This is a genomic window from Prochlorococcus sp. MIT 1306 (assembly GCF_047304515.1).
Taxonomy (GTDB): domain Bacteria; phylum Cyanobacteriota; class Cyanobacteriia; order PCC-6307; family Cyanobiaceae; genus Prochlorococcus; species Prochlorococcus marinus_D.
The window spans coordinates 1,268,480-1,293,223 of the sequence record NZ_CP138959.1; the positions used below are offsets into that span (position 1 = coordinate 1,268,480).

Sequence of the window (24,744 nt, forward strand, 5' to 3'; positions counted from 1 at the left end):
GTCATACATAGACACAAGAAAAAAGCATGGCCCTGCATCGTTCCAATCCCCGCTCCAACGATCTGGAAGAACATGCCATTGGGGAAACCGTTGATGCATTGGTCTCACCATTACCACGCGCGACTTTTCCGCAAGAGTGCCGTCCTGCATTGACAACATTTAATTTGCTCAAGGAGGAGTTATTGCTTGACGGCAACAGCAAACAAAATCTGGCCACCTTCTGTCAGACCTATGAAAGTCACCAGGTGGCTGATCTAATGGCCCTCGCGGTTGACAAGAACCTGATCGACAAGGACGAATATCCCCAAACCGCAGAGATTGAACGCCGTTGTGTTTCGATGATGGCTGATTTATGGCACGCCCCCGGTGAAGCTGTGGGCTGCTCCACCATCGGTAGCAGTGAGGCCGCCATGCTGGGTGGCTTGGCTGCGAAATGGCGTTGGCGTGAACATCGCAAAGCGGCAGGTCAGTCGATCGATCGCCCCAACATGGTTTGCGGCAGTGTACAAATCTGCTGGACGAAATTTGCCCGCTACTGGGACGTTGAGTTGCGGGAGGTGGAGATGACCTCCGGCGAGCTCTGCATGTCTCCAGAACGAATGCTGGAGCAAGTGGATGAGAACACCATCGTTGTGGTGCCTACCCTGGGCGTCACTTATCACGGCCTGTATGAAGACGTACAAGCCATCAGTCAGGCCCTCGATGAGCTGCAACAGCGAAAAGGACTCGACATTCCTATCCATGTGGATGCAGCCAGCGGTGGCTTTCTTGCTCCTTTCTGTGCCCCTGACCTGGCTCCCTGGGATTTCCGTTTGCCGCGCGTGAAGTCAATCAACTCCTCTGGCCATAAGTTCGGCTTAGCTCCTCTGGGTGTGGGTTGGGTTCTTTGGCGTGAGTCCAGTGATCTACCGGAAGGATTGGTTTTCCATGTGAGTTACCTAGGAGGCGATATGCCAACGTTTCAGATCAACTTCTCGCGGCCAGCGGGGCAGGTGATCTCCCAGTACTACGACTTTGTCCGCCTAGGTCGCGATGGTTATCAAGCCATCCATGGAGCGAGCTATGCCAATGCTCAATATGTTGCTCAAGAACTCAAAAAGCTAGGCCCATTTGAGTTGATACACGATGGCAACCCAGCGCGTGGCATCCCCACTGTGGTGTGGACATTGCGAGCCGGCCAAGAGCTTGGTTTTAACCTTTACGACCTCTCTGATCGACTGAGATTACGTGGTTGGCAAGTGCCAGCTTATCCATTCACAGGTGAGCTTGCTCATCAAGCCTTTCAGCGGATCTTGGTAAAACGCGATTTCTCACGTGAAATGGCTGATCTCCTACTTACCGACATCCGCAACGCCATAACTCATTTGGAGAGTCATCCTGTCAAGATCAGTCTTAACGCTACTGAAGCAGCGTCTACTAATCATCTCGGCCGTTCAATGGTTGAATGCCTTGATGCGCATGGATGATGCCCCCCCATTGGGGGCTTTGAATTTAAAGCGGGAACATCCTCCAAACCTTCAGTCGCATTATTCGAGTCCATGGGGCACGACAGCTTGGCGGGAAGATGTTCCTGTTAGCGACAGACCGCATGATTTAGAAGCTCATTCACGTTGGGGGCTGTGGACAAGTCGTCGTCTGCGAAAAGGCCATGGACCGCTGGAGCAAGGCAAGTATCGAACCTTGGCTCCGAAGCATATGGTTCAAGCATTACTGCGTGGGAAAGACGTCCATCGTCTTGAAGTGCAAACGGCCGTGGCGTTCATCATTGGTCCGCTGTTGTTCGTTATTGGCAGTGTTTTGCTGATGAGCAAACTTGGCTCGGGTGCAGCGCTCTTGGCAATTGGCTCCGTTGTTTTTACGGCAGGAGGTTGGTTTCAGTTGGAACAGGCTTTGTTGGTGACCCGTGGTTTGCTCAATCGGAAGCAGCGCTGGGGCTGGTGTGGAATTTGGTGTGCGCTAACGCAAAGCATTGGCACCGTTCTTTTCAACATGGAGACATTTTCAAGCTGGGGGTTGCCTACGCTGAATGGAACACCATGGCTAATGCTGGAGGTTGCTCCCAACATTCTCGGGTCCGTGCTGTTTGTTATTTCGGCGATCTTCGGGCTTCTTGAGGTAGGTCATGGCCGTCTCTTCGTCATACAGCCGCACCATCTTGGTTGGTGGGTGGCTGTTGTAAATGCCCTCGGATGTCTGTGGTTTATGCAAGCAGCCATCGCTGCTATCCCTGTAGATTTATCCATAGCCGCTGTGCTTGATCCTCAGGTTGCGATCCGAGCAACCTTATTGGGAGCCTTAGCTTTTACTGCTGTAGGTGTACTGAGCCTTGCCGAGTGTAGTGAGGATGAGGTCAAGAGCTAAAATTGCATTTAGGAGAGTCTTATCTCTTTGCTGATGATCAATAAAGCTTGTCTTACGACAAAAAAAATTAACTCCTCACTAGAAAATTAAGGGAGTTTTACTTTGAAACAATAGGTTTCTATTTCTAGAATGCCCCTATTAAGAAAATCTTCGTGCTCATCTAAATTCCTATGAAGTTTCAGAATCGTCTTTGTGAGAAAACACTCATCTGTACAACTCCTACATTCTGGGGGATGGGATTAGGGCCCCAAGGGATAGCAGAAACCGAATACACGTACAGGCCTGCGGGTGGATTCGTCATCACATTGAAAGCCACAGTGACCTTGGCTCCGGGTGGAACAGCTTCTTGAAAATTGATAGTGATCGATCGATTGCCGTCCTCGAAATTGGCTGATACCGGTACGGCGGATCCAACCTGACGTGGCATTCCCAAAAATGCCTTTGGTTGAATAGGACCGTAATAGAAAGCAGGCTGGACACCGCGAATCTGTTTTAAACTGATTCCGCCGAGACCAGCGTCTGCTCCTTGTGGTAACTCGATCACGAAATAGAACTTTGCTCCACCTTCAAATGCATAGCTGCTGTAGTTAATTAATTTTGCCTTAGTCGGCACTGCTACAAAAGATGTCTGACCATTGATCTCAAGCGCTGGCGTATGGATTGGAAGCAGCAAAAACGCTGCAGCCAATACTGAAGGAATCAGTTGCATCAGCTCGCCAGGAAAGGCTTGGGATTCTGATCAAAGCGATCGTAAATCGGAATTGGAGCGCCCATCTCAGGGCTATCGAGCTGGGCTGTTTGTTCAAGGGCTTGACGCAGCCGTCGAGCTGATAGCAGTGGCATGTCTCGCGGGACTGAGATGCGATCCCTGAGGTAGCGCAATCCTCCAGCACTACCTGGATCTGGTGAGCAAGAGGCCCCTAAAGCCATTCGTGTGAGCGTAGCCCTTAAGGGTTGATCGAAGCGAATAGCTCCAAGCGGGTTGAGTTCCAAAAGTCGTTGGTGATGCTTCAACACCCTTGACAGAGCAAGACCCTCGGGCCGCGTCTTTGAGTTATCGGGATCAGCCCAGCAGGTTTCCAATTCCGCAAGGCCTTCACCACAATCAATAGCTTCTGCCAGTTCTTGTTGTTTTGGATTAGGTGCAACCCAGCATCCACCCATCTGAGGCGGCAAGTCGTGGGCATGGGTATGAAAGTCACCCTGCGTACCTCGATACACCTCCAATTCTTCGAGAGCCTTAAACCACTTATGGATGGCGGGATGTTCTTCCCGCAGGCTGAAACCTTTGTAATACGCCAATGAGGCATTCATCCTTTCGACATAGGGGATAAACACCACATCGGCGCTTCCTGGACATGGACTGGTTGGTGTATTGCTAGCTGGATCCAGCCAAGGTCCTTGTTCTGCTGACAGCTGGTGTTCCATCATCCGAGCTTTGATCTGGAATTGTTCGCGGCAAGCCTGTTCCTGCCTCTGATTCAATCGAACTGTGCAAAGCCACCGACACCAGGCTCCAAAAAGTTGCCGTTCCAGATCTCGCAACTTAAGGGTGCGCGGTTCCTCCAACTGATGACCTAGAGGACCAAATGCATGCTCTAGAGCTAACAAGATCTGATCACTTTCCATGATTAAGCGACCATCAAGCTCGAGGGCAGGAAGCATTCCTGAAGGTACTTTTTTCTTGAACCAGGCTTCCTTTTCCCCATAGCAGCGCATGGTGACTTTGCGAATCCTGTAGGGGATCTGCTTCCATTCGAGCCAAAGCCACACCTTCTGGCAGTAGGGGCACCAGGCGTGATGGTCCCGATAAAGAGTGACCCTTAAAGCTTTTTCAGATTGCCCAAACAGGCGCAAGGTGGCTTGCGCATTGGTGGGGCCATTGATTCGATCAGCCTCCGGCACTGTTAGCTCTGCTAAGGCCTGCCAGTCAAGAGCTTTTATCGACGCTGCAGGAGGCATAAATCCTTGGTTTGAAGCCGCATCATCATGCCTGTTTCAAGTGCATGTAGGTGCTTGGAGAAGAGGTTCTCGATTCAAATCAAATGATCAACCATTGATGTTGGATAAGCCAAGAGTTTCGGCCAATGCTCGATTGCAGAGAATCCATAACTCGTCGTTCTGAATGAGTCATGACAGGTTTTCTGGTCATTGTCGTCACGATGCCTGAGTAATCCTGGCGTTGCTTTCTTAAGGAGTTGACAATGGATGCAGTGATCCTCGTCTCTTGGAGCATCCTTTTGATCTGATCGTGCTTGGCGCTGGCTCTGGTGGACTAGCCGCTGCTAAGCGAGCCGCAAGCCATGGTGCCAAGGTCGCCATCGTTGAAGGTGACCGTGTTGGAGGGACCTGCGTCATTCGCGGCTGTGTCCCTAAGAAGCTGTTGGTCTACGGATCTCTTTATCGGGAACAGCTTGAAGTTGCCCCCAGTTTTGGAGTTGAGTTGAGTGAAGCACGGATCAATGCGGGGGTGTTGCTAGCCAATGTGCGTCAGGAAGTGGATCGTCTCAATGCTCTTCACATTGACCTGCTAGCCAAAAACGGTGTTGAGCTTGTGACGGGATGGGGAAGTTTTACGAGCCCAAACAGCGTGGCTGTCTCAAGGAACGGAGCCATCGATGCTTCACAAGAACTTCACGGCGATCACATTCTGATCGCGGTCGGTGGGCGTCCCCATCGTCCTGATATCCCAGGTGCGGAGTTGGGCTGGGTTAGCGATGACATGTTCATGCAAAGCAGCTTCCCCGACCGAGTAGTGGTGGTGGGGGCTGGATTTATTGCCTGTGAATTTGCCTGCATCCTCCATGGCCTTGGAGTCGAGGTCATCCAACTGGTGCGAGGGGATCACTTGCTGCGTGGCTTTGATCGGGAGCTCTCCACTGCAGTACAGGATGGAATGCAGGGGAAGGGCATTGATCTTCGTTTTGGAGAAAACCCAGCCGCTCTAAAAGGCCAGCTTGGCGATCTCGTCTTGTCAACCCAGAGTGGGGAACGCTTCTCTTGTGGGGGGGTCCTTCTTGCTACAGGACGACGACCCTTTTTGCAAGGACTCAACCTTGATGCTGCTGGGGTCGTTTTAGAAGGTCGACGTATTTCAGTGGATGCCAACCAATCGACAAATATCCCTCACATCTTTGCTGTTGGTGATGTAACAGACCGCATCAACCTCACCCCTGTGGCAATCGATGAGGGCAGGGCATTCGCCGACAGTGTTTTTGGACAGAAACCCCGCCAGGTCAATCATGACCTCGTTGCCAGTGCTGTCTTCAGCCAACCAGAGCTAGCCACGGTTGGGCTCACTGAAGAGCAGTCGATTGATCGCTATGGCAAAGATCAGGTCAAGGTCTACCGCGCCCGCTTCCGATCCATGGCTCAGGCCTTGCCGAAGCGGGGACCCCGTTGTCTTCTCAAGTTAATTGTGGATCGCAACACTGATCGAATCCTTGGTTGTCACATGGTGGGGGAACATGCTGCCGAAATTATTCAGATGGCATCAATAGCACTAGCAATGGGTGCTACAAAGGCAGACTTTGATCGCACCATGGCATTACATCCCACGGTTTCTGAGGAGTTTGTCACCATGACTTAGGGAGTATTGCTGAAAATAAATTCCATACATCATTTCAGTTGGTCAATTACGCCATTTGAGTATTCCAGGCAATGCCTTAGGGGATCTGCTACGGCTCGGCAAACAATGATCTTGGCGATGAGTATGTTCTCAAGTTCGTGTCAAATGATATCGGTATCTTCGAATCAGTTAACTCGAGTAGTCTCCATCTTCAGCAGGATGTTTGCTAAATCAATCAACACCATGAGTTATTCGTTCTCTGCGCAGTTGACGCCAATACAACAAGGCTTGAAGCACTATCATCACAAGAATAATCGGTAGAACAATGCAGAGCATTGTCAATCTAAATCCATCCTGCCAAGTGGGTAGGGTGCGGGGGAGAACTTGATCGATCACATAAAAAACGTAGAGCCCTACGAGGATCCCTCCTTCAAGTCGGCTAATTCGTCCCCTGGTCCAAAAAATTGGCATGCAGGCAAGCGTGGTGAGCACCATCACAGGTAGATCTCGCTCAATGATCAAGCGATCGACTTGCAGCCCAGCCCCACCAGAGATCAAGGCACAACTGCTCAGGACCAGAAGTTGATTGAGCAAGCTGCTGCCCACCACATTGCCAATCGCAAGATCTGTGCGGCCTCGTAGAGCAGCCACCAAAGATGTGAACAATTCCGGCATTGAGGTGCCAGCAGACACGATCGTGAGTCCGATGACGGTCTCACTCACTCCTAAGAGTGAAGCAGCATCGCTTGCCCCTTTAACCAGCTGGTTCGATCCGACGGTCAACAACAGGATGCCAATCAAAAGGCGGATACAAGCTTTGATCCAACCGCCATTGGCAGTTTCGCTATTGATCTGCGGCTCAGCCTCCTCCATTCCATCCGGTTCCTCACGGGCCGTACGGATTTCCCATACAGAATTGATCACGAGAGCTATCAAGAGGGCTACTCCGGCCTGCCATGTCACACGACCTGCTGAAGCCATTCCCCATACGGCTGCAGACACCGCTAGTAGCAGAGGAACATCACGTCGCACTAAACGACTCTCCACCCTGAGTGGCAGCACAAGGGCACTGCTGCCGAGCACCACCATCACATTAAAAATATTGCTACCAACCACATTGCTCACGGCCAGGGCATCGGAGCCCTTGAGCACTGAACTCACACTGACGAACAGCTCGGGGGCACATGTGCCCAAGGCCACCACAGTGAGACCGATCACAAGTTCAGGTATACCGAAGATCAGTGCAAGGGCGACGGAACCCTGCACAAACAGTTCTCCGCCCCCAAACAACAGGCCGATTCCTGCCAGCACTTGTAAAGCCGGTTCAAGGAATTGCGGCATGTGATCCGAACGGATTAAAGGGATTCTGCATCTGAACGCAAACCCTGAGCCTCTCTCTCAAAAATCATGGTTGCTTGCGTAAGACGATCTTAAGGTTTTGGTCTTCATACTTGCAAGATTCGCTTTTGCTCAATCGAACCAACGCTGATTCTCAGATGTCTCTCTACTTAGAAAGCGTAACGCTGCAAAAATGCTTCTATCGATGATCTTGATTTTCGCTTCTTGCTCTTCTGCACTGGCCAAGGCTCTCTCCTGAGAACACAATGTCATTGTCTGTTCTCAGAAATGACTGAGCCATAGCGTCGAAAACATCATCTTTGGGAGCACTTCCTGAAAGGGTGTATCACAGCAAATTTATTTTTGGGTCTTGCTTTGGTGCTGAAATCTCTACACCTCATTCTGGGTTGATGGCTTTGGATTCTTTGCCCGACCAACTCATTTTGCGTCAACCGGATGACTGGCATGTCCATCTGAGGGATGGTGCCATGCTGCATGCGGTTCTCGGCAGCACAGCTCGGGTGTTTCGACGAGCAATCGTGATGCCCAATCTCAGGCCACCGATCACGAGTGTAGAAGCAGCAAAAACCTATCGCGACCAGATTTTGGCAGCCCTTCCTGATGGTGTTCCGTTTACGCCATTGATGACGGCCTACCTCAACGAGAGTTTGGCTCCAGATGTTTTAGAGCAAGGGCATCAACAGCATGTTTTCATCGCCGCCAAGCTTTATCCAGCCCATGCCACAACTAATTCCGAGCAGGGAGTCAGTGATCTAAGAGCGATTAACTCACTTCTAGAGACGATGGAGAAAATTGGGATGCCATTGCTCGTTCATGGTGAGGTGAGCGATGTCGATATCGACATTTTCGATAGAGAAGCCTTTTTTATTGAGCACCACCTGGCACCACTAATAGCGCTTTATCCAAATCTTCGTGTAGTGATGGAGCACATCACGACGCAAGAGGCAGTTCAGTTCGTGGAAACAGGTGGACCGAATTTGGCAGCCACTATCACTCCTCATCATTTACATATCAACCGCAATGCAATGTTCCTCGGTGGTTTTCGTAGTGATTTCTACTGCTTACCAGTAGCCAAGCGTGAACGCCATCGACTCGCCCTGCGTCGAGCAGCGACAAGTGGCAAACCATGCTTTTTCCTTGGCACTGATTCGGCACCACACCCTCGCTCTGCAAAGGAGAGTGCTTGTAGTTGTGGTGGCATTTTCAATGCTCATTATGCGATGGAAAGTTATGCCGAAGTCTTTGAGCAGGAAGGAGCACTGGATCGTCTTGAGGCCTTCTCAAGTGAATACGGTCCAGCTTTCTATGGCTTGCCCCTCAATAACACCTCAATCAAACTGATACGACGAGCTCATGTTGTACCAGCTACTTTTAGCGGACAAACGAACGCAGAGTCTTCCGAACACTTAGTTCCATTTCATGCTGGCGAACTGTTGGGCTGGTCTGTTTCGGTTGATTGATAAAGCACGCATCGGAGCGCATTAATTGCACCATTGCTCGACCTGGCAATCAAGGATTCGATTGGGGTCTGGCTAGCAACTTGAATCTCTACGCAAATGGGGAAAATATTTGGCTCGTTGCCATGATCACCAGTGGGGGCAGGGGGACTTGAACCCCCACGTCCTTTTCAGGACAAGCGATTTTAAGTCGCTTGCGTCTACCAATTCCGCCATGCCCCCGGCAATGGCTGGGCCAAGGCCCGCAATGGCATCCTAGATTTACACGAAGCAGTTTGCGGACAGTGTTTCTACAGGCCGTCACCAGTCCAATCTCGATCAACTCGCTGATGGTGCTCGCTGCCTATGCCTTGTTAGGCGGCCTCTATTTGATTGTTGTCCCTTTGATCCTCTATTCCTGGATGAACAGACGGTGGCACTGTATGGGCAAATTCGAGCGTCTAAGCGCCTACGGAATGGTGTTCCTATTCTTTCCCGGTTTAATTCTATTCGCGCCTTTTTTGAATCTTCGCCTTCATGGTCAAGGAGAGGTTTGAACATATGACGCGTGCCAAGGTCATTCAGCTGGGCTTTCTTGTTTTGATACTCGGGGGCATCGCTTACGGTGTATTGAGATTTGCTGGCCTGGATAGTATTTCTGCCGGTATCGCTGCTCAATCACTTCTTGTTGTGGTTGTTGTCGCATGGACGGGATCATATCTACTTCGAGTGGTTTCAGGGAATATGACCTTCATGCAGCAACGGCGACGTTATCAACAGGCCTATGAAAATCTATCAGCTGCTGAACTTCAGACTCGCTTCGATGCATTGCCTGATGCTGAGAAAGTTTCCTTACTGAAGGATATTGAGGATGAGAATCCTAAACAACAAGCCCCCTCTGACCCATAGGTTCTAGGGCGTTTGCCCCCCTCACGCCTTCTTCTAATGATTGCTATGGCAGATTTCTTGGCACCTAAATCCAATACTCAAGCCACAATCAGCAGTCGCTTCCAACGAGTACAAGCTGAGGGACGCCTTGCACTCATGCCTTTCCTAATGGCTGGTGATCCTGATCTGGCAACCACTGCTGAGGTATTGCTCAGCCTGGAGCAATCTGGCGCGGACATGATCGAGCTGGGCATTCCCTATAGCGATCCCCTCGCCGATGGTCCGGTGATTCAGGCAGCTGCTTCTCGAGCACTGGCTTCTGGTACGACACCAGCTCGGGTCTTGCAGATGTTGATTGACTTGCGGGGCAAACTTTCCATTCCTGTGATCCTGTTCACCTACACGAATCCATTGTTCAACCGGGGCATGGAGCGTTTCTGTGATGAAGCGGCTGAGGCTGGAGTTGCCGGTCTTGTGGTCCCAGATCTTCCACTCGAGGAAGCTGAGCGTCTTTCTCCCTTGGCTTCGGCTCGTGGACTTGATCTGGTTCTTCTGGTGGCTCCTACTACACCTGCGGAGCGTATGGCAAGGATTGCAGAAAGCAGCAGGGGATTTACCTATTTAGTCAGCGTGACGGGAGTTACTGGCGAACGTTCTGTCATGGAGGAACGTGTTCAATCCTTGGTGCAGCAACTCAAATTATCCGGCTCCAATCCTGTAGCAGTCGGATTTGGAATTTCTGGGCCTCAGCAGGTACGGCAGGTGCGAAGTTGGGGTGCTGATGGAGCCATTGTTGGCAGTGCTCTAGTGAAACGAATGGCTGCTGCGGCTCCTGGATTTGTTGCTCAAGAAGCGGGTCTTTTCTGCAAAGAGCTGCGCAACGCTGCTGGATGAGTTTTAACTTGCTCATATCTATCATCCTGCCTTAAAACATCAACAAAAAAGCCCTGGAAAATTTCCAGGGCTTGAGTGATTCAAATGAGATTGGAACGATCTTCGCTGAATCTCCCTTAGCTCAAAATATGAATCAATCGTCGTCTTCGTCGCTTCCACCAGCGGGAACTAGGCGAATCTGCTTGCGTCCAAGCTTGATTTCAAACTCATCACCAGGCTTGAGATCAAGTAAGGCTGTATAGGCCTTGCCAATCAATAGATTGCCATTGCCCTGAACAGTAGCTACATAGCTAAGCTTGCGTCCACCCTTACCAATACCTGCAACACCAGTTATACCAAGGCTTACACCTTTAGCTTCTAGTAGAGCTTCGTAGAAAGCAGTGAAATTAAGGCGTTCTCCACCATCCTTCTTCGTGGAGACGTAGCCACAGGCGCGAACAAGATCGGATTTGCTGACATCACCCAGGTCTTTGACTTTCGTGAGGAGGTCGCTGCCGGTGAGCATGATTTGTAAAACGGAAATCTACTTCAACAACATAGCGTTTAGTTACCCATTTGTGCCATCCTTTAAGAGACAAATTTTAGCGATGAGTTTTACGCTGCAGACATGGCACGATTTGTTCTTTGGGGTACTTACTGCGAGAACGCACTTGAAAAGCGAAGCCCTTTTCGTGAAGAACACCTCAATAGGCTTACCACTCTTAAGAAACAGGGCATTCTGATCACTCTTGGTCCAACAGAAGGGAGCACTCATGTTTTTGGGATTTTCGAAGCCGCAAGTCTTGATGTTGTTAGGAACCTTCTAGAGCAAGACGTTTACTGGAAGGAAGGAATATGGACCTCTCTTGAGGTTTACCCTTGGGTCCAAGCATTCTGAGCTTGAGCCCATATCCAGGCCGCCACGAGCTGATCTCCACTATCGCCGAGAACATCCTCGTAGCCAGACATTTGCCCGATTCCTTCTCGAGCCACTCTGGCGATTGCCTGAGGATTATCTAGACCATTGCGCTCTAGTGCTTTGAGCCTAAGGGTTTTGTTACGTCGAATGATATTGCCACCATTTACATGACACCCTGAACAGTGTTGCTTGAATAACGATCCTCCAGCATCGGTATCCAATGCAATGGTGCCAATAGGATGGATCAAGAGTGTAGAGATCAGGATTAATAATCCTGCAGTTTGGCCCCCAAGTTCAAATACAAGTCGCCTCAGACGAATCTGTAGGTTCATGCAATCATCAGCAGTAACGACTCAGTCTGCCGTAGTGATCTGTTGTGATCTGCTGATACCGCTTTAACAGTTGCGCATGGGCTTGGCATCCTCGTGAAAGAGAGGACTGGGCTATCACAAAGGCCTAGAGCAGGTCTTGCGCCGAATCAACTGCTGTTCACTGCGCTCATAGGCTGGCTGATGTAAGGCATGGAAATAGGTTGTGAATTCTGTTCAAAGGTTTTCACGGTTGAGTATTTCTATGCGTGTTGTGATGATCAAAGCGGATGAGGCAACCAAAAAAATTTCGCTGATGCCTTAAACAATTTGTTGTCAGCATCATTAGTTGGAAATGAATTCTGGAGAAGTGGATGGCAGAACAGGATCTCTACCGATTCCTCGACAAGGTGCAACAGCTTCAAGAAATGACTCAGTCGCTAGAAACTGTCCCTGGCCGACGGGAGCTGCTAGCCGCTTGTGGAGATCACAACCAAGTGGTGAAGTTAGCTCGATCTTGGGGCTTTGAGATTGGACGCCGTTGGGGTGAACTTGAGCCTGTCGAGCAGCTTTCTTCCGATGCCAATCTACTAACGCGACCATTACCTCCACAAGGACAGGAAGAACAGCATCTTCTCCACGCTGGTTCAAATTGGCGCCTAGAACTAATTCTCTCTTGTGCTGCATCTAGTCCAGAGGGGTTCTGGTATGACCAGGCTGATCACGAATGGATTGTGCTAATGAAGGGGAGTGCACGTATGCAACTGAAAGATCCCGATGCGTGGGTTGATCTCAGCGTTGGAGATCAGCTGCATTTGGCACCTCACCGTCTGCATCGTGTGGAACGAACTGATCCTCACCCTGGGACAATTTGGTTGGCTTTGTTCTGGAACGAGCAGAAAGGGCCGGATCAATTGTCGCTCTCTTAACCAGCCAATAAGCCCCGGCCAAAGCAATCGAGGCAATCCCCAGTCCAGCCAGTAACTGAGGTTTATCATCAGATCCTGGGGGCAACACGATCACTTTGCGCGCCACGGCTGTCAGCGCTGTGACAAGCACCAGCTCAATCTGTACCACGTGGCGGCGGAGATAACTGGTGACGTTCTGAAGCACTTCAAGAGCAATCAGCACAGTTAACAGATCACCAAGAACCTTGATTAAGTCATCCCCAAGCCAGCTCTGCTGTGAATCAGCGAACAGTTCATTGCCAACATTCACGATGAGCTGTATCAATGCCGCAATGATCACAACAACGGTGATCACTGTGAGAACCTTGACAATTACTCTTTCTCCCCAATCCACTAGATTGAGAAATGAAGGCATTGCCCGCTTGAGACGGCGCAAGGCGGATCTCAGTTATTGAACGGATTGTAGGAAGGCCGAGCCTGGGTATCGCCGCTGGGATTCTCAATCTTGGTATCGCAGGTAATGGATCCATCCTCCTGTTCAATGCAGTTGCTGGGCACGACTTTGCTGTTCTCACCTGTACTGCTGTTTGGTCCAAGTAGCCAACCCTCCGACTGTGCCTGCATGCTTAGAGGAGCAGCTAATTGCAGACTGGCAGTCATTCCTAGGCAAGTCACAAGTAAGGGAACACGCATGATGAAACAGTCATTCAGATCCACTTTGCCTGTCATCTGGTTCAGCTGCCGCAGTCGTCGCGGATTTCTTGCAGAAGTAGGTCTAGTTGGCTGAAAGGATCAGCATCTTTTTGGTTGTTGAATGGAGATGATGCATTCGCTCCAACCCATTCCGCTTCAATTTCACATAGACGTGCTGCCACCCGTGGTATTCCTCCCAGGCGATGTTCACGTTCCAAGACCTCAAGCAAGGCAGGCATGCGAGTCGACACAGCCTGAAGGCTTCGACGCAGGTCTGCCTGGGTACGTCCCTGCTGCTTCAACCAATCCTTCAGCAGGAGAGTCAGCTCATCTTCAACTTGACCAGACCATCCTGACATCAGCCGCCAACGGGAAACCACCGATCTAGTTTGCGTCGGGCACGGTCACGAATCTGGGGGGTCATGTGATTGCTCCAGAGGCCTACGACTGCGGTAAGTGCAACAAGGTCATCACTAAATCCTGCAACAGGGATCAAATCTGGCACCAAATCAATGGGCATGATGAGGTAGGTCAGTGCAGCGAGCATGGTGAGTCTGGCCTGTGCAGGTGTTGATGCATCCAAGAGCATTTCCAAAGCTTCTAAAGCCGGCCTTGCAAGGCTTCGCCCAGCCTGACGCAACACCTTTTGAAACAGACTCTGATCAATAACGGAACTTTCCAGCACCGTTGCATCGACGGTGGTGTGAGTTGCGGTGGCCTCATCAACCATGGTTCTTCGGCGCCGATGTCATTCCATTTTTACCTGATTTATGGGGATTCATAAGATGAGCTCCGCCCCTTCTTGGGGCGGATTTCCTACTTTTCAGTGAGGTTTATCGCTTAGAGGGTGCTTTCTACCAAACCACTCTGAATTCCTGTTTTGCGAAGTTTTCTCAGTGCCCTTTGTACCACCTGCCTGCAGTATTCGCGACTGCAACTCATATGTCGTGCAACTTCTGCGAGGGTGCGCCATTCATGAGATCCGTCGAGTCCAAAACGAAGTGTGACCACCATCCGTTCTTTAGGAGTGAGGTTCGCACGATTGAGCAAAGTCCATACCGATGCAGTCCTTTCCGCCATTTCGGCACGCTCCATCGGAGGGATCTCTTCGCTGGGAAGGACATCCACAAGTTCTGAAGGGTCGGATTTTGACTTCACAACTCCTTGAAGGCTCACTGTCACACTGCGTAATTCACAAGCGAGCAGATCTTCCACTTCGGCCATCGGCAATCGCATGGTTTTTGCCAATTGCTCAGCAGTGGGAGGAAAGCCGTTGCTCTGCATCAGTCTTGACTTTGCTGCCCTTAATTTGGTTAGCTTTTCATTCACATTGACGGGAATTCGTATCGTCCTGCTCTGGGTGGATAGTGCCCGGTTAAGCCCCTGGCGAATCCACCAATAGGCATAGGTCGAAAATCTATGGCCACGGGTTGGGTCATATTTCTCCACTGCTCTGGTAAGTCCAAGCGTGCCTTCTTGAATCAGATCGAGAAGATCAAGACCCTTGCCCTGGTAGCGCTTGGCAAGATTCACTACAAGTCTTAAATTAGCAGTGATCATCTGATTCTTGGCTTTTTCACCACGACGAATGGTGAGGCGCTGATCATCTGAGTATTCGCATTCGGGCCCTGCTCCACCAGCAAGATGGCAGCGGTCAGTAAGCGCAACCATGGCCTGAACCTTCCGACCCATTGTGAGTTCCTGTTCAGGTGTCAGAAGTTGGTGGCGCCCGATCTCCCCAAGATAGGCACTTAAAGAACTCACCATCTGGAACTAAACTCTTAATTGAACCTAGAGCCAAAGTGTTTCCATCCTGACGGCGTAAGGAAGAGTACGGAATTAACTTTTTATGCGTTATTAAACAGTTTCTTCAGGATGTCGTGTTGCTTTGATTGATGCAGCCCCCCCTCACCCTCTTCTTCTATTGAGATAGCCGTTCATTGAGCTTGATGTCGCTAGCGTCAAAGCGAATTTCATTCATCCCATCCACTTGGGAGTCGTCCTCATGCCTGAGATTGTCAACAATGCTGGAATTGCCTACGTCCACTACCTGAGCTTCATGGTTTGCTTTGCTGCCTTGGTGCTTGAGCGAAAGCTGTTGAAGGCTTCCCCAAACCGTGGAGAAGCCACGGCCATGGTAATCACGGACATCGTTTATGGCGTAGCAGGCTTGGCGCTATTGATCAGCGGCATTCTGCGGGTGTTGTATTTCGGCCAAGGAAGTGACTTTTACACTCAAAACCCTTTGTTCTGGTGGAAGGTAGGAGTCTTTATTGTTGCGGGGACTCTTTCGCTTTATCCAACTGTCACCTATATCCTCTGGGCTATTCCACTGCGCAAGGGAGAACTGCCTGAAGTGAGTTCCTCTTTAGTGACTCGCCTCGGTTGGTTCATCAACATCGAAATCATTGGATTTGCATTCATTCCCCTTTTGGCAACCCTGATGGCCCGCGGCGTCGGCCTTCCTTCTCAATAATCCAAATGGTTCCAGATCACTGTCCACCAGCGCAAGACGTACGTGTTTTGAATGGTGGGCTTCAATTACCCGAGTCCAGAAATGGGCTCGGGTATGTCGACAAATTAGCGACCACCAGTTTTGGTTATCCAAGCCTGCCTCATTGGTGTGTATGGGTTGAACCAAACCCCAAAGGCTCTGTTGCGGGCCATCGCTGGTTAAAGCGATGGGCCAATGCTGTGGATGCTGCATTCAATAGCTGGTCTGAAGTGATTCCACTAACGAGGGTCGCTGAGATTGAACGCGCTCATGTGATGGTGTTTAGAAAACGCCCTCCGCTCCGACATCTCCCCTCGGGTTGGCGTGCCAGCAATGGCCGCAGTCTGCTGACTATCGTTGAGGCTCGACGCAAAAAGGCAACCCAACTTGAGCCAAAAGTGAAGGTCATGGTTTCACCAGAACTAAGAGCGCCTGTCCTTCAAGCGACAGCCTTGCATGAGCTAGGTCATGCTTTTGGCCTATGGGGGCACAGTGATCACGCTGGCGATGTCATGGCCGTATCCCAGGGGGCATTGCCTGTCTTGACTGTTTCCAAAAGAGATCGGCTCACACTTGAGTGGATCCGTTCACAATCCACCAACTTTGGGCAACCACGTTGATGGGAGTTTCACTAAAAAGAATCACTCAGTCAGCCACAGTTCAGCATTCAGTTTCGACGCGGTGCTCCACGTCTATTAGCGAGCACCTCAAGCACTTGTCTCCAGTTCACACCGTGGTGGGCAAGAGCGACTTGCAGATGAAAGAGAAGATCAGCTGCTTCATTAGCAATTGCCTTCGCATCGTCGTCTTTGCAAGCCATCACAAATTCCGCACTCTCCTCACCAATTTTCTTGAGGATGCGATTGTCACCACCTTCTAAAAGCTTGTTTGTGTAACTGTTGGCTTCGGGTGTGGTGTGGCGTTGATCAATCACCCGAAAAAGTTCACTGCAGGCATCCATCGGAGGAGGGAGCGTCAATGAGTCTCCCTGCGAATGCTGGTTTACCTCTGCGAAGAAACAGCTTCGAGCTCCGGTATGACAACTGACCAAACCGGTTTGTTCGATACTGAGTAAAAGCACATCAGCATCGCAGTCATAACGAATTCCCTTAAGGATCTGCGTATGACCGCTAGTGGCACCTTTATGCCAAAGCTCCTGACGAGAGCGGCTCCAGTAATGAACTTGGCCACTCTTTAATGTCTGCTCTAGGGCAGTGCGATTCATCCAGGCCATCATCAGAACGGCTCCATCAAGCCAGTCTTGGGAGATCGCTGGAATCAAACCAATATCGTCAAAACAAAGTTGGTCGATGAAGGCGGGGCTGAGGGGTTGCATTCGTCCTCAAGGAGCGCAGGTGCTGCCGTGCAATCATCCCTCAGCACCAAACGAGTCATCAACTGCTTCGCTCTCGCAGGATCCGCCCCTCCTAAGGTCTCTTAACCTGGAGGCGAATGGAGCAGTGCATCAGCATCTCGAATGCTATTGGTGCTGATTGGAAATTTCACTTCTAGCCATGACTAGGGGTCAGGATCAACAAACACCAGAGACATCAAGGGATGATGGGTGGGCTGGCGGACTGATAAGAGCGACTCAAAGCATTCAGTCTCAGTATCAAGAAGATGGCTTGTCTCAGGCACATTTAAAAGGAGAAGATTCAAACTGCTGATAAGTTAAATTTCAATGGCTATATAATCGATAAAGCTCTGAACGGACACCTTTCCGATTTGATTTCTGCTGATGTATGGAAACAAGCTATATCGATCTTTAACTAGCAGCACGTCCAAGCAAATAAATTCAATCAATTCTTGCTCTCTTCTTAGATCTGAGCAATTCAATTCTCCAGATTTAGCAACTGCCAGTTTTCATATCTCCTTTGTCACCATGCAACGCATTCCAAGATATTACGACTAATCGCAGATCTAATATTTTCAAAAGGAGCCTGATCTGAGTTTCCGCTGAAAAGAACTTGCCACTTGCAGAAAACATCAAACATCATGCTTCTTCTTGCAATCGGATTGGAGGCACCAAATTGAAAGCCTTGATCAGAAATCAATGGACACCCGCAATCATGCTGAAATGTTGCCTGAAGAATTTTTTTTCAATTAGATATACTTTTCCAAATAAGTTAATGATCAAACTCAAGAGCTTTGACTCTACGCCATGGAATACAGATGAGTCTTTAGATCTTCCCTCTAGAATCCATTCCCCAAGGCAACTTCCTTCAATAAAAAGCATTTACAATGCATTACCTTAAAGATTGGCTTCTATTTGAACATGATTTTATTCGTCGCTTAGGCTGATCCGTATAGTCACATAGATCGATTCACGACATCAAAGTCACTCTCTACTCATAATCTCAAAACACACGCCAATTCCAGCAACTCTCTAGATGAACGACCATGACTAAAACACTCAAAAATTCTTACACTTGTAGCAAGAATTTTACTGGATATCCTTGTTGTCATCGTCAATGGCGTCATCCAGGACACTGTCGATTCGTACATGGCTATAGCCGCAGTTTTACCTTTTGGTTTGCAGCTCAAGAGCTTGACCCCTACGGATTTGTCGTCGATTTTTCCAGTCTTAAGCCCCTGGAACAACAACTCAACAACCAATTCGATCACACCTTCCTCGCCAATGCTGATGATCCGCTCCTGCCTCAATGGCAGAGCCTGAATGATCAAGGTGCTATCGATCTAAGGGTGATGGACAATGTGGGCATGGAGTCCAGCGCAGAGCTGGTTTGGCAATGGGCCAATGCCTTTCTGCTTGATCGAGATACTGGGCGCAGCTGTTGTTGGCGGGTAGAAGCGCGTGAGAATGAGGCCAATGCAGCTTGCTACGAAGCAATACCTCAGTGGTATGAGAGCAAAACTCTGCTCTGATCAATTTGCTCGATCGACACCCCTGGTGGGCGAGCTAATCAACGGAGGGTTAACGAAAGCTCAGACGCTCCTCGTCCACATCCACATGCACATGCACAATCTGACTATCTCCATAAAGGCCAGCCAGGATACTTTTGGCTATTGGAGTTTCAAGCTCGCGTTGGATCGCTCGCTTGAGGGGTCTGGCCCCATAAACAGGGTCATAGCCAGCATTAGCGAGCCAATCAGCTGCTGTATCACTGATCTCTAGGCCAAGCTTGCGATCGCCAAGACGCTCACGCAGCCGATTGACCTGAAGGGCAACGATCTGACGCAGTTCCTCGCGCCTAAGGCTATGAAAGATGATTGTTTCATCCAGGCGGTTGAGAAACTCAGGCCTAAAATGAGCGTGCAAAGCATCATGAACTCGACGCTCCATTTCCCCGTAATGACTATCATCACCTCCCAAGTCGAGAATCGACTGGCTGCCAATATTACTGGTAAGAATTAGCACCGTATTTGTAAAATCAACTGTGCGACCCTGACCATCGGTGACACGTCCATCATCGAGGATCTGTAACATCACATTGAACACATCTGGGTGTGCCTTCTCCACTTCATCGAACAGGATTACCGCATAAGGGCGTCTGCGTACGGCTTCGGTGAGCTGTCCACCAGCCTCATAGCCGACATAACCCGGAGGTGCCCCGATCAGTCTGCTTACACTGTGCTTCTCCATATACTCAGACATATCGATTCGCACCAAGGCCGCCTCGCTGTCAAACAGTTGAGAGGCCAATGCCTTGGATAGCTCCGTTTTACCTACACCAGTGGGGCCTAGAAATAAAAAACTTGCGATCGGGCGGTTGGGATCACTTAAACCTGCCCTAGAACGCTGAATCGCATCCGCAACAGCTTGCACAGCCTGTTCTTGGCCAATCACACGTTGGTGGAGTTCTGCTTCAAGTCCAAGCAGCTTTTCCATTTCCGACTGCACAAGCTTGGCGACAGGAATCCCGGTCCATTTAGCGATGACATCAGCAATATCGTCTTCCGTAACCTCCTCTCGCAGCAGTGATTTATCGCCTGCCTCTCCATCTTGGGCCAGGGCAGTTTCTTTCTCGCTGAGTTGTTTCTGCAATCCCGCCAGAGTTCCATACTCCAGTTCAGCTGCCTTGTTGAGGTCGTAGCTGCGCTTGGCTTGCTCAACTTGCAATTGCACCCGTTCGATTTCTTCTTTGAGCGAAGAAAGGTCGTCAATCGCACCTTTTTCTTGTTGCCACTGTGCATTGAGCGCACTTTGTTGCTCTGCTAATTCAGCAAGTTCGCGTTCTAGTTTTTCCAATCTTTCCTTACTAACGGAGTCGGACTCACGTCCTAGGGAAAGCTTCTCCATCTCGAGCTGCACAATCTTGCGATCGATTTCATCGATTTCCTCCGGCTTGGAGGTGATTTCCATTTTCAGTCGTGCAGCAGATTCATCCATCAAATCGATGGCTTTATCTGGCAAAAAACGATCGGCAATATATCGGCTACTGAGCACAGCTGCAGCAACCAAGGCGTTATCAGCAATGCGCACCCCATGATGCACTTCGTAGCGTTCTTTGAGACCACGCAGGATGGAGATCGTGTCTTGCACTGTGGGTTGATCCACCAGCACTTGTTGGAATCTTCTTTCTAAAGCGGGGTCTTTTTCGATGTGCTGTCGGTGCTCATCGAGGGTCGTTGCACCAATACAGCGCAATTCCCCTCGAGCCAGCATTGGCTTAAGCAGATTGCTGGCATCCATTGCCCCACCGGTAGCTCCAGCACCTACAACGGTATGGATTTCATCAATAAAAAGTACGATTTGTCCTTCAGAGGCGGTAACTTCTTTGAGCACTGCCTTGAGTCGCTCTTCGAATTCGCCTCGATATTTCGCACCTGCAATCAAAGCACCCATATCAAGGGCGATTAACTGTCTGTTCTGAAGGGCTGCAGGTACATCGCCATTAACAATCCGCTGTGCGAGGCCTTCAACAATTGCGGTTTTTCCCACCCCTGGCTCCCCAATGAGGACAGGGTTGTTTTTGGTGCGCCTACTAAGAATCTGAATCGTGCGTCGAATCTCATCGTCCCTTCCGATGACAGGGTCGAGTTTGCCTTCGCGAGCAGCAGCAGTCAGGTCTCTGCCATATTTTTCGAGAGATTCGTAAGTTCCTTCTGGGTTCTGATCGGTCACCTTCTGGTTTCCGCGTACCGCGTCAATTGCAACCTTTAGTTTGCCCGCATCCACGCCCGCTTGATTGAGCAGCTTGCGGCCGCAACGATTGTCCCCGGCCAATGCAAGTAACAGATGTTCAATCGAGATGAAACCATCGCCAAAAGCTTGCTTATGTTTCTCAGCTTGATCGAGCAGATCATTGACTCCTTTGCCCAGATAGACAGAGTCTGGCGCTGCCTGCAGAGTGGGCTGTTCATGCAGGTGTGCCTCCACGGCTGTTTGCAAGTTGCCGATCGACACACCTGCTTTTTCTAGGATTCTTCCTGCCAAAGCATTTTGCTCTAGCAGTGACAACAACAAATGCTCTGTTTCCAGTTGCTGGTGCTTGCGTTGCTGGGCAAGTTGTTGGGCCAAAACGATTGCTGCCCAGCCTTTTTCGGTAAATTGATCAGCCGTAGGTTGCATGTGGTCTTTTAAGTTGATTCAACCGTATGTCGACTAACCATTAGCGCCAAGCGGTAAACCGTTCTGATTGGTACGGCTCTTTCGGCAGAGTGTGGTAAGCACCACCAAGAAACAAATCAAATCTCATTACTGAATTCGTGATCAAAAACTGACATCTAGGTATTAAAATGTTTAATTATTGGCTTAAAGAAGCCTATAGATCAACCATCTAAGCAAGACTAGATCATCTCTTCATGGCTTAAGCTTTTAGTATTCTCTTGATCCAAATACAATAGACTACCCAACATTTAGCCTATCTTTTACTCCAAGGAAAATGTATCACTACTGACACCAATCATGCTTCTACCTTGATTGAACATAAGCACCGTGACCTTCAACCATTTCACCAGCAAATATTTAAAGGCTTGCAGCCACTTGCATTCAAGCCAATCATTTGCGAATTGGAGAAATTCTACTGTTTCTAAACCAATCCTCTATCTGCTGTGACTCAGCCTCATTTTGAAGGTCGCAAAGCTGGACAGGAAAACCATAATCTCTAGCTAGATCTATTAACTCCTGATCATTAGAGCAATTCTTCAACTTGCCCCGCAGCGTTAAACTGTGCTCAGCTGTATGGAGAAGATCAGACAGCCCCTCTCGTGTCATTGCATCATATAAATTCTTAGTTTGATGATATATGCAAGCTTTGATACCTGCAAACCTGCGGGGAATAGTATGTAAACTTGCTTGATGGATCAAACTTATGTCATCAAATAAAATACCTGAGGCAACAAAAAAGGATTGTTACCTCAGGTTTGATATTTTTAGGGTCTTTAAAATCTACTTATTGGTCAGTCAGTTTGTTTAACTCAGTTAACAGTAACCGTTCCAACCATGCCAGCGCCACGATGGGGCTCACAGTAGAAATCATAAGTACCAGCAGTTGAGAAGGTTTGTTCCCAAGATTCACCAGGTGCAAAGGCTAAATCTGGATGGCTTAACTCATCGTGGCCTTCAAATACAGCGTTATGTGGGGCCAGATTGTTGTTGACGAACTTGATCGTATCTCCAGCCTGAATGGTTAAAGAGCTGGGCTCGAAAGCAAGCATGCCTGAATCGGTGCCTAGCTTCACTTCAGTAGTGGCGGCCTGAACGGAAGAAACTCCAAGCCCAATCACCAAGAGCAGGGCGCAGGCAGCTGCTGCGATAGAGCGAAGCATTGAGGCCATGAGGGTTTACATCATTTCTATGAACACTTTAACCCTTATTGTGAACTTTTCCTCGCTGCGGCAGCCCTGAATCGGCTAACACGGCTTCAAGTGTGGCTGCATGGCTGTGACCTCCGACACGTTCTGGTGTCGTAATTGGATCATGCACAAAGTGCCGTTGTTTGATACTGAATCGATCCCAGGCATTGATTTCGATCGGTAGCACCTTGATCAGAGCCTCAATCAGCCAACCCCACAGGGGTAAACCAGGCGTCTGCCTGAGCCCACGCCAGCTACAAAGAGTCGCTATAGCTTGATTCACAGAGATTGCGGGTTGACCCATAACCAAACGCCGAACAGCTCCCTGCCCAGCCTCTCGATTGGGGAGTTTGGGGGTCATTGCCAAGTGGCCACATATGCAAGCAATATCAGCTGCGTGAATGAAATGAAAGCTGGCATCAGCCCTTAGCCAGCGTGCCAGCCAAAGCCAGCGGCTTGCTTCTTCTAACCCTTCAGTGAGATAGCTGGTAGGGAATGGGCTCGTGCCATCGACCCTTCCCCCGAAAACGAGCGTAGGAAAAACAGCCACGATCCGATCAGCCAACGGATGGTGCTCAAGGTCCTGGAGGCACTGAGCCTTGGTTTGAATGTATTCAGTGCCATACGAAAGAGCTTCTGGCAATGGCTGAAGATCCCGGTTGAGGATGCTTGCCGTAGAGAAATAGGTGATCTGCTCAAGAACCTCTGGATTGAGAAGCCCGAGCAGAGTTTTAACAGCCACAACATTCACTTGATGGGCTCGCTCTGGATCCCCCCAGGCCGTTGCCGTATGAATCACACGGCTGACCGTGGCGAGCTGATTAGCAAAACAATGGGGATCACGTAGATCTCCAACCAGCAGTTGAACACGTGGGTGTTGCGCTGAGATGGCCGTGAGTTTGGCCGGGTCTCTGAGCCAGAGCAGTAACTCGGCATCGGAGTTTTCAAGTAGCCAGGCGGCTGTGTACTGCCCAACACAGCCGCTGGCTCCTGTGATCAGGATCCGGGCAGGAGTCAAGCGGCAGATCCGATCAGATTGTCAACAGTCTTGCCAGTTTCGAAAAACACCTTGGCATTGTCCTCAGGTGTTCCAGGCAGGATGCCATGGCCGAGGTTGAGGATATGCCGGCGACCTCGAGCCTTGCGAACCGCATCGACAATTCGGTCTCCAATCGCTTCTGGTGTTCCAAACAGCAGGCCAGGGTCAACATTGCCTTGCACACCTAAGTGCTCGGGAAGTCGAGCGCAGCCATCGGCCATATCAACAGTCCAGTCAAGAGAGATGATATCGACACCTGTGCGCCCCATTCGTTCCAACACTCCAGCGCTGCCGGAGATGTAGAGAATCATTGGAGTGTCGGGATGAGTGGATTTCACCAGGTCTACGACTCTTTTTTGATAAGGCGCTGCAAAGGTGTCGTAGTCGGCCGGGCTGAGCTGACCGGCCCAGGAATCAAACATCTGCACGACCTGGGCGCCGGAATCGATTTGATAACGCAAATAAGTGGCAATCGATTCAGCGAAATGGTTGAGCAAACGATGCAGAAGATCTGGCTGCTGGAAAGCCATCGCCTTAATCACGGCGTAATTCTTGCTGCTTTTGCCCTCAACCACATAGGCAGCAAGGGTCCAGGGAGCCCCCACAAAACCCAACACAGCAGCCTTATTACCAACGCTCTCGCGCAGGCGTCCGAGCACCTCGCCAACAAAAGGCATGCTTGCGTTTGGCTCCAATGGATGAAGAGCCTCAATTTGGCTGAGGCTGCGAATCGGCTTTTGGATGAGGGGGCCCTTGCTTTCAACGATGTCGAAATCGATGCCCATGCCGGGCAAGGGAGTGAGGATGTCTGAGAACAAAATCACCCCATCAGGCTGGAATGCTTCAAAGGGCTGCATCGAGATCTGGTAAGAGAGATCAGGATTTTCAGAACGCTCTCGAAAACTGGGGTAACGGTCCCGGAGATCCCGGTAAACCTTCATGTAGCGTCCCGCCTGGCGCATCATCCACACAGGGGTCCGCTCGACCGACTCACCACGCGCAGCGCGGAGCAATAAGGGCTGGGAGTCGCTCATTACAAGGGTCAGGATCAGTCAGAAAACCTACCTGAAGGCCGTTGTTGTTAAGGCATCAGTGATGTTGAGAACGCAGCTTCGTCACATGTTCATTGGCTTTGGCTG

At 50.0% G+C, this 24,744-nt stretch carries 27 protein-coding genes, 1 tRNA gene and 1 pseudogene; 12 read left to right on the forward strand and 17 right to left on the reverse strand.

Annotation, left to right across the window (positions count from 1 at the left end):
- Positions 1 to 26 precede the first annotated feature (26 nt).
- Positions 27 to 1,466, forward strand: a complete 1,440-nt coding sequence (locus SIB74_RS06470) for a glutamate decarboxylase (protein WP_063395709.1) — start codon at positions 27 to 29, stop codon at positions 1,464 to 1,466.
- A complete protein-coding gene (locus SIB74_RS06475; protein WP_231906044.1) occupies positions 1,459 to 2,361 on the forward strand; it encodes a hypothetical protein in 903 nt (300 codons plus the stop codon). The genes SIB74_RS06470 and SIB74_RS06475 overlap by 8 nt, the downstream gene beginning before the upstream one ends.
- Positions 2,362 to 2,539: 178 nt before the next feature.
- Here the strand turns inward: SIB74_RS06475 and SIB74_RS06480 are convergent, their stop codons facing one another.
- Together SIB74_RS06480 and SIB74_RS06485 are read right to left on the reverse strand one after the other, a co-directional pair.
- Positions 2,540 to 3,070: a DUF2808 domain-containing protein gene (locus SIB74_RS06480; protein WP_063395708.1), complete on the reverse strand. Its 531-nt coding sequence runs from the start codon at positions 3,068 to 3,070 to the stop codon at positions 2,540 to 2,542.
- Complete coding sequence (locus SIB74_RS06485; RefSeq protein WP_063395707.1) at positions 3,070 to 4,323, reverse strand: glutathione S-transferase family protein; 1,254 nt, start codon at positions 4,321 to 4,323, stop codon at positions 3,070 to 3,072. The genes SIB74_RS06480 and SIB74_RS06485 overlap by 1 nt, the downstream gene beginning before the upstream one ends.
- A gap of 265 nt (positions 4,324 to 4,588) precedes the next feature.
- Between SIB74_RS06485 and gorA the strand changes: the two genes are divergently transcribed.
- On the forward strand, positions 4,589 to 5,950 hold the full coding sequence (gorA, locus tag SIB74_RS06490) for a glutathione-disulfide reductase (protein WP_063395706.1): 1,362 nt from the start codon (positions 4,589 to 4,591) through the stop codon (positions 5,948 to 5,950).
- Positions 5,951 to 6,160: 210 nt separating this feature from the next.
- Here gorA and SIB74_RS06495 read toward each other — a convergent pair whose 3' ends face one another.
- Positions 6,161 to 7,270 (reverse strand): calcium/sodium antiporter, encoded by a 1,110-nt coding sequence (locus SIB74_RS06495; protein WP_063395705.1) that lies wholly within the window; start codon positions 7,268 to 7,270, stop codon positions 6,161 to 6,163.
- Between the two features lie 407 nt (positions 7,271 to 7,677).
- Between SIB74_RS06495 and pyrC the strand changes: the two genes are divergently transcribed.
- Positions 7,678 to 8,748 (forward strand): dihydroorotase, encoded by a 1,071-nt coding sequence (gene pyrC, locus SIB74_RS06500; protein ID WP_369818017.1) that lies wholly within the window; start codon positions 7,678 to 7,680, stop codon positions 8,746 to 8,748.
- A 133-nt stretch (positions 8,749 to 8,881) separates the two neighbouring features.
- On the opposite strand, the gene SIB74_RS06505 is transcribed toward pyrC, so the two are convergent.
- Positions 8,882 to 8,967, reverse strand: a tRNA-Leu gene (locus SIB74_RS06505).
- 107 nt (positions 8,968 to 9,074) lie between these two features.
- On the opposite strand from SIB74_RS06505, the gene SIB74_RS06510 reads away from it, so the two are divergent.
- The 3 genes from SIB74_RS06510 to trpA are packed head-to-tail and all read left to right on the forward strand — an operon-like array spanning position 9,075 to position 10,506.
- Positions 9,075 to 9,281: an NAD(P)H-quinone oxidoreductase subunit L gene (locus SIB74_RS06510; RefSeq protein WP_369818024.1), complete on the forward strand. Its 207-nt coding sequence runs from the start codon at positions 9,075 to 9,077 to the stop codon at positions 9,279 to 9,281.
- 4 nt (positions 9,282 to 9,285) lie between these two features.
- Positions 9,286 to 9,633, forward strand: coding sequence for a DUF3007 family protein (locus SIB74_RS06515; protein WP_063395703.1), 348 nt, complete (start codon positions 9,286 to 9,288; stop codon positions 9,631 to 9,633).
- A 45-nt stretch (positions 9,634 to 9,678) separates the two neighbouring features.
- Positions 9,679 to 10,506 (forward strand): tryptophan synthase subunit alpha, encoded by an 828-nt coding sequence (gene trpA / locus SIB74_RS06520; protein ID WP_063395702.1) that lies wholly within the window; start codon positions 9,679 to 9,681, stop codon positions 10,504 to 10,506.
- 133 nt (positions 10,507 to 10,639) lie between these two features.
- Here the strand turns inward: trpA and SIB74_RS06525 are convergent, their stop codons facing one another.
- On the reverse strand, positions 10,640 to 11,011 hold the full coding sequence (locus SIB74_RS06525; protein WP_011129843.1) for an AbrB family transcriptional regulator: 372 nt from the start codon (positions 11,009 to 11,011) through the stop codon (positions 10,640 to 10,642).
- 102 nt (positions 11,012 to 11,113) lie between these two features.
- Here SIB74_RS06525 and SIB74_RS06530 point away from each other — a divergent pair, with 102 nt between their 5' ends.
- Positions 11,114 to 11,383, forward strand: a complete 270-nt coding sequence (locus SIB74_RS06530; protein ID WP_063395701.1) for a YciI family protein — start codon at positions 11,114 to 11,116, stop codon at positions 11,381 to 11,383.
- Here SIB74_RS06530 and SIB74_RS06535 read toward each other — a convergent pair.
- Positions 11,359 to 11,736: a c-type cytochrome gene (locus tag SIB74_RS06535; protein ID WP_063395700.1), complete on the reverse strand. Its 378-nt coding sequence runs from the start codon at positions 11,734 to 11,736 to the stop codon at positions 11,359 to 11,361. The genes SIB74_RS06530 and SIB74_RS06535 overlap by 25 nt on opposite strands.
- A 404-nt stretch (positions 11,737 to 12,140) precedes the next feature.
- On the opposite strand from SIB74_RS06535, the pseudogene SIB74_RS06540 reads away from it, so the two are divergent.
- A pseudogene (locus SIB74_RS06540) lies at positions 12,141 to 12,542 on the forward strand (Nif11 domain/cupin domain-containing protein); the annotation flags it as partial.
- Here the strand turns inward: SIB74_RS06540 and SIB74_RS06545 are convergent.
- The 5 genes from SIB74_RS06545 to SIB74_RS06565 form a co-directional block, all read right to left on the reverse strand.
- Positions 12,505 to 13,035, reverse strand: coding sequence for a phosphate-starvation-inducible PsiE family protein (locus SIB74_RS06545; protein ID WP_063395698.1), 531 nt, complete (start codon positions 13,033 to 13,035; stop codon positions 12,505 to 12,507). The pseudogene SIB74_RS06540 and the gene SIB74_RS06545 overlap by 38 nt on opposite strands.
- 29 nt (positions 13,036 to 13,064) lie before the next feature.
- Positions 13,065 to 13,349 carry a hypothetical protein gene (locus SIB74_RS06550; RefSeq protein ID WP_063395697.1) on the reverse strand — a complete coding sequence of 95 codons (285 nt, stop codon included), beginning with the start codon at positions 13,347 to 13,349 and terminating at the stop codon, positions 13,065 to 13,067.
- 5 nt (positions 13,350 to 13,354) lie between these two features.
- Entirely contained in the window at positions 13,355 to 13,672 is a 318-nt protein-coding gene (locus SIB74_RS06555) for a hypothetical protein (protein ID WP_063395696.1), read from the reverse strand.
- A complete protein-coding gene (locus SIB74_RS06560; protein ID WP_011129836.1) occupies positions 13,672 to 14,043 on the reverse strand; it encodes a YkvA family protein in 372 nt (123 codons plus the stop codon). Before SIB74_RS06560 ends, SIB74_RS06555 begins: the two co-directional genes overlap by 1 nt.
- A gap of 110 nt (positions 14,044 to 14,153) precedes the next feature.
- On the reverse strand, positions 14,154 to 15,080 hold the full coding sequence (locus tag SIB74_RS06565) for an RNA polymerase sigma factor RpoD/SigA (protein ID WP_063395695.1): 927 nt from the start codon (positions 15,078 to 15,080) through the stop codon (positions 14,154 to 14,156).
- Positions 15,081 to 15,318: 238 nt separating this feature from the next.
- On the opposite strand from SIB74_RS06565, the gene SIB74_RS06570 reads away from it, so the two are divergent.
- Complete coding sequence (locus SIB74_RS06570) at positions 15,319 to 15,789, forward strand: DUF2214 family protein (protein ID WP_011826454.1); 471 nt, start codon at positions 15,319 to 15,321, stop codon at positions 15,787 to 15,789.
- A gap of 5 nt (positions 15,790 to 15,794) precedes the next feature.
- Entirely contained in the window at positions 15,795 to 16,427 is a 633-nt protein-coding gene (locus SIB74_RS06575) for a hypothetical protein (RefSeq protein WP_063395694.1), read from the forward strand.
- Positions 16,428 to 16,474: 47 nt separating this feature from the next.
- Here SIB74_RS06575 and hisIE read toward each other — a convergent pair whose 3' ends face one another.
- Positions 16,475 to 17,143, reverse strand: coding sequence for a bifunctional phosphoribosyl-AMP cyclohydrolase/phosphoribosyl-ATP diphosphatase HisIE (hisIE, locus tag SIB74_RS06580; protein WP_063395693.1), 669 nt, complete (start codon positions 17,141 to 17,143; stop codon positions 16,475 to 16,477).
- A 1,064-nt stretch (positions 17,144 to 18,207) separates the two neighbouring features.
- On the opposite strand from hisIE, the gene SIB74_RS06585 reads away from it, so the two are divergent.
- Positions 18,208 to 18,693 (forward strand): 6-carboxytetrahydropterin synthase, encoded by a 486-nt coding sequence (locus tag SIB74_RS06585; RefSeq protein ID WP_063395691.1) that lies wholly within the window; start codon positions 18,208 to 18,210, stop codon positions 18,691 to 18,693.
- A gap of 49 nt (positions 18,694 to 18,742) precedes the next feature.
- On the opposite strand, the gene clpB is transcribed toward SIB74_RS06585, so the two are convergent.
- From clpB to hemE, 5 genes are all read right to left on the reverse strand, one after another.
- Positions 18,743 to 21,340 (reverse strand): ATP-dependent chaperone ClpB, encoded by a 2,598-nt coding sequence (gene clpB, locus SIB74_RS06590; RefSeq protein ID WP_063395690.1) that lies wholly within the window; start codon positions 21,338 to 21,340, stop codon positions 18,743 to 18,745.
- 429 nt (positions 21,341 to 21,769) lie between these two features.
- Entirely contained in the window at positions 21,770 to 21,985 is a 216-nt protein-coding gene (locus SIB74_RS06595; RefSeq protein WP_063395689.1) for a Nif11-like leader peptide family natural product precursor, read from the reverse strand.
- Between the two features lie 203 nt (positions 21,986 to 22,188).
- On the reverse strand, positions 22,189 to 22,548 hold the full coding sequence (petE, locus tag SIB74_RS06600; protein WP_063395688.1) for a plastocyanin: 360 nt from the start codon (positions 22,546 to 22,548) through the stop codon (positions 22,189 to 22,191).
- Positions 22,549 to 22,576: 28 nt separating this feature from the next.
- Positions 22,577 to 23,584 (reverse strand): NAD-dependent epimerase/dehydratase family protein, encoded by a 1,008-nt coding sequence (locus SIB74_RS06605; RefSeq protein ID WP_063395687.1) that lies wholly within the window; start codon positions 23,582 to 23,584, stop codon positions 22,577 to 22,579.
- Complete coding sequence (hemE, locus tag SIB74_RS06610) at positions 23,581 to 24,639, reverse strand: uroporphyrinogen decarboxylase (protein ID WP_063395686.1); 1,059 nt, start codon at positions 24,637 to 24,639, stop codon at positions 23,581 to 23,583. Before hemE ends, SIB74_RS06605 begins: the two co-directional genes overlap by 4 nt.
- Positions 24,640 to 24,744: the final 105 nt, after the last annotated feature.

What these genes read in the sequence shown, in the direction of transcription:
- SIB74_RS06470 (WP_063395709.1), top strand. Translation starts at nt 27, where the DNA reads ATGGCCCTGCATCGTTCCAATCCCCGCTCCAACGATCTGGAAGAACAT.
- SIB74_RS06475 (WP_231906044.1), top strand. Translation starts at nt 1,459, where the DNA reads ATGGATGATGCCCCCCCATTGGGGGCTTTGAATTTAAAGCGGGAACAT.
- SIB74_RS06480 (WP_063395708.1), bottom strand. Translation starts at nt 3,070, where the DNA reads ATGCAACTGATTCCTTCAGTATTGGCTGCAGCGTTTTTGCTGCTTCCA.
- SIB74_RS06485 (WP_063395707.1), bottom strand. Translation starts at nt 4,323, where the DNA reads ATGCCTCCTGCAGCGTCGATAAAAGCTCTTGACTGGCAGGCCTTAGCA.
- SIB74_RS06495 (WP_063395705.1), bottom strand. Translation starts at nt 7,270, where the DNA reads ATGCCGCAATTCCTTGAACCGGCTTTACAAGTGCTGGCAGGAATCGGC.
- pyrC (WP_369818017.1), top strand. Translation starts at nt 7,678, where the DNA reads ATGGCTTTGGATTCTTTGCCCGACCAACTCATTTTGCGTCAACCGGAT.
- SIB74_RS06510 (WP_369818024.1), top strand. Translation starts at nt 9,075, where the DNA reads ATGGTGCTCGCTGCCTATGCCTTGTTAGGCGGCCTCTATTTGATTGTT.
- SIB74_RS06515 (WP_063395703.1), top strand. Translation starts at nt 9,286, where the DNA reads ATGACGCGTGCCAAGGTCATTCAGCTGGGCTTTCTTGTTTTGATACTC.
- trpA (WP_063395702.1), top strand. Translation starts at nt 9,679, where the DNA reads ATGGCAGATTTCTTGGCACCTAAATCCAATACTCAAGCCACAATCAGC.
- SIB74_RS06525 (WP_011129843.1), bottom strand. Translation starts at nt 11,011, where the DNA reads ATGCTCACCGGCAGCGACCTCCTCACGAAAGTCAAAGACCTGGGTGAT.
- SIB74_RS06530 (WP_063395701.1), top strand. Translation starts at nt 11,114, where the DNA reads ATGGCACGATTTGTTCTTTGGGGTACTTACTGCGAGAACGCACTTGAA.
- SIB74_RS06535 (WP_063395700.1), bottom strand. Translation starts at nt 11,736, where the DNA reads ATGAACCTACAGATTCGTCTGAGGCGACTTGTATTTGAACTTGGGGGC.
- SIB74_RS06545 (WP_063395698.1), bottom strand. Translation starts at nt 13,035, where the DNA reads ATGCCTTCATTTCTCAATCTAGTGGATTGGGGAGAAAGAGTAATTGTC.
- SIB74_RS06550 (WP_063395697.1), bottom strand. Translation starts at nt 13,349, where the DNA reads ATGACAGGCAAAGTGGATCTGAATGACTGTTTCATCATGCGTGTTCCC.
- SIB74_RS06555 (WP_063395696.1), bottom strand. Translation starts at nt 13,672, where the DNA reads ATGTCAGGATGGTCTGGTCAAGTTGAAGATGAGCTGACTCTCCTGCTG.
- SIB74_RS06560 (WP_011129836.1), bottom strand. Translation starts at nt 14,043, where the DNA reads ATGGTTGATGAGGCCACCGCAACTCACACCACCGTCGATGCAACGGTG.
- SIB74_RS06565 (WP_063395695.1), bottom strand. Translation starts at nt 15,080, where the DNA reads ATGGTGAGTTCTTTAAGTGCCTATCTTGGGGAGATCGGGCGCCACCAA.
- SIB74_RS06570 (WP_011826454.1), top strand. Translation starts at nt 15,319, where the DNA reads ATGCCTGAGATTGTCAACAATGCTGGAATTGCCTACGTCCACTACCTG.
- SIB74_RS06575 (WP_063395694.1), top strand. Translation starts at nt 15,795, where the DNA reads ATGGTTCCAGATCACTGTCCACCAGCGCAAGACGTACGTGTTTTGAAT.
- hisIE (WP_063395693.1), bottom strand. Translation starts at nt 17,143, where the DNA reads ATGCAACCCCTCAGCCCCGCCTTCATCGACCAACTTTGTTTTGACGAT.
- SIB74_RS06585 (WP_063395691.1), top strand. Translation starts at nt 18,208, where the DNA reads ATGACTAAAACACTCAAAAATTCTTACACTTGTAGCAAGAATTTTACT.
- clpB (WP_063395690.1), bottom strand. Translation starts at nt 21,340, where the DNA reads ATGCAACCTACGGCTGATCAATTTACCGAAAAAGGCTGGGCAGCAATC.
- SIB74_RS06595 (WP_063395689.1), bottom strand. Translation starts at nt 21,985, where the DNA reads ATGACACGAGAGGGGCTGTCTGATCTTCTCCATACAGCTGAGCACAGT.
- petE (WP_063395688.1), bottom strand. Translation starts at nt 22,548, where the DNA reads ATGGCCTCAATGCTTCGCTCTATCGCAGCAGCTGCCTGCGCCCTGCTC.
- hemE (WP_063395686.1), bottom strand. Translation starts at nt 24,639, where the DNA reads ATGAGCGACTCCCAGCCCTTATTGCTCCGCGCTGCGCGTGGTGAGTCG.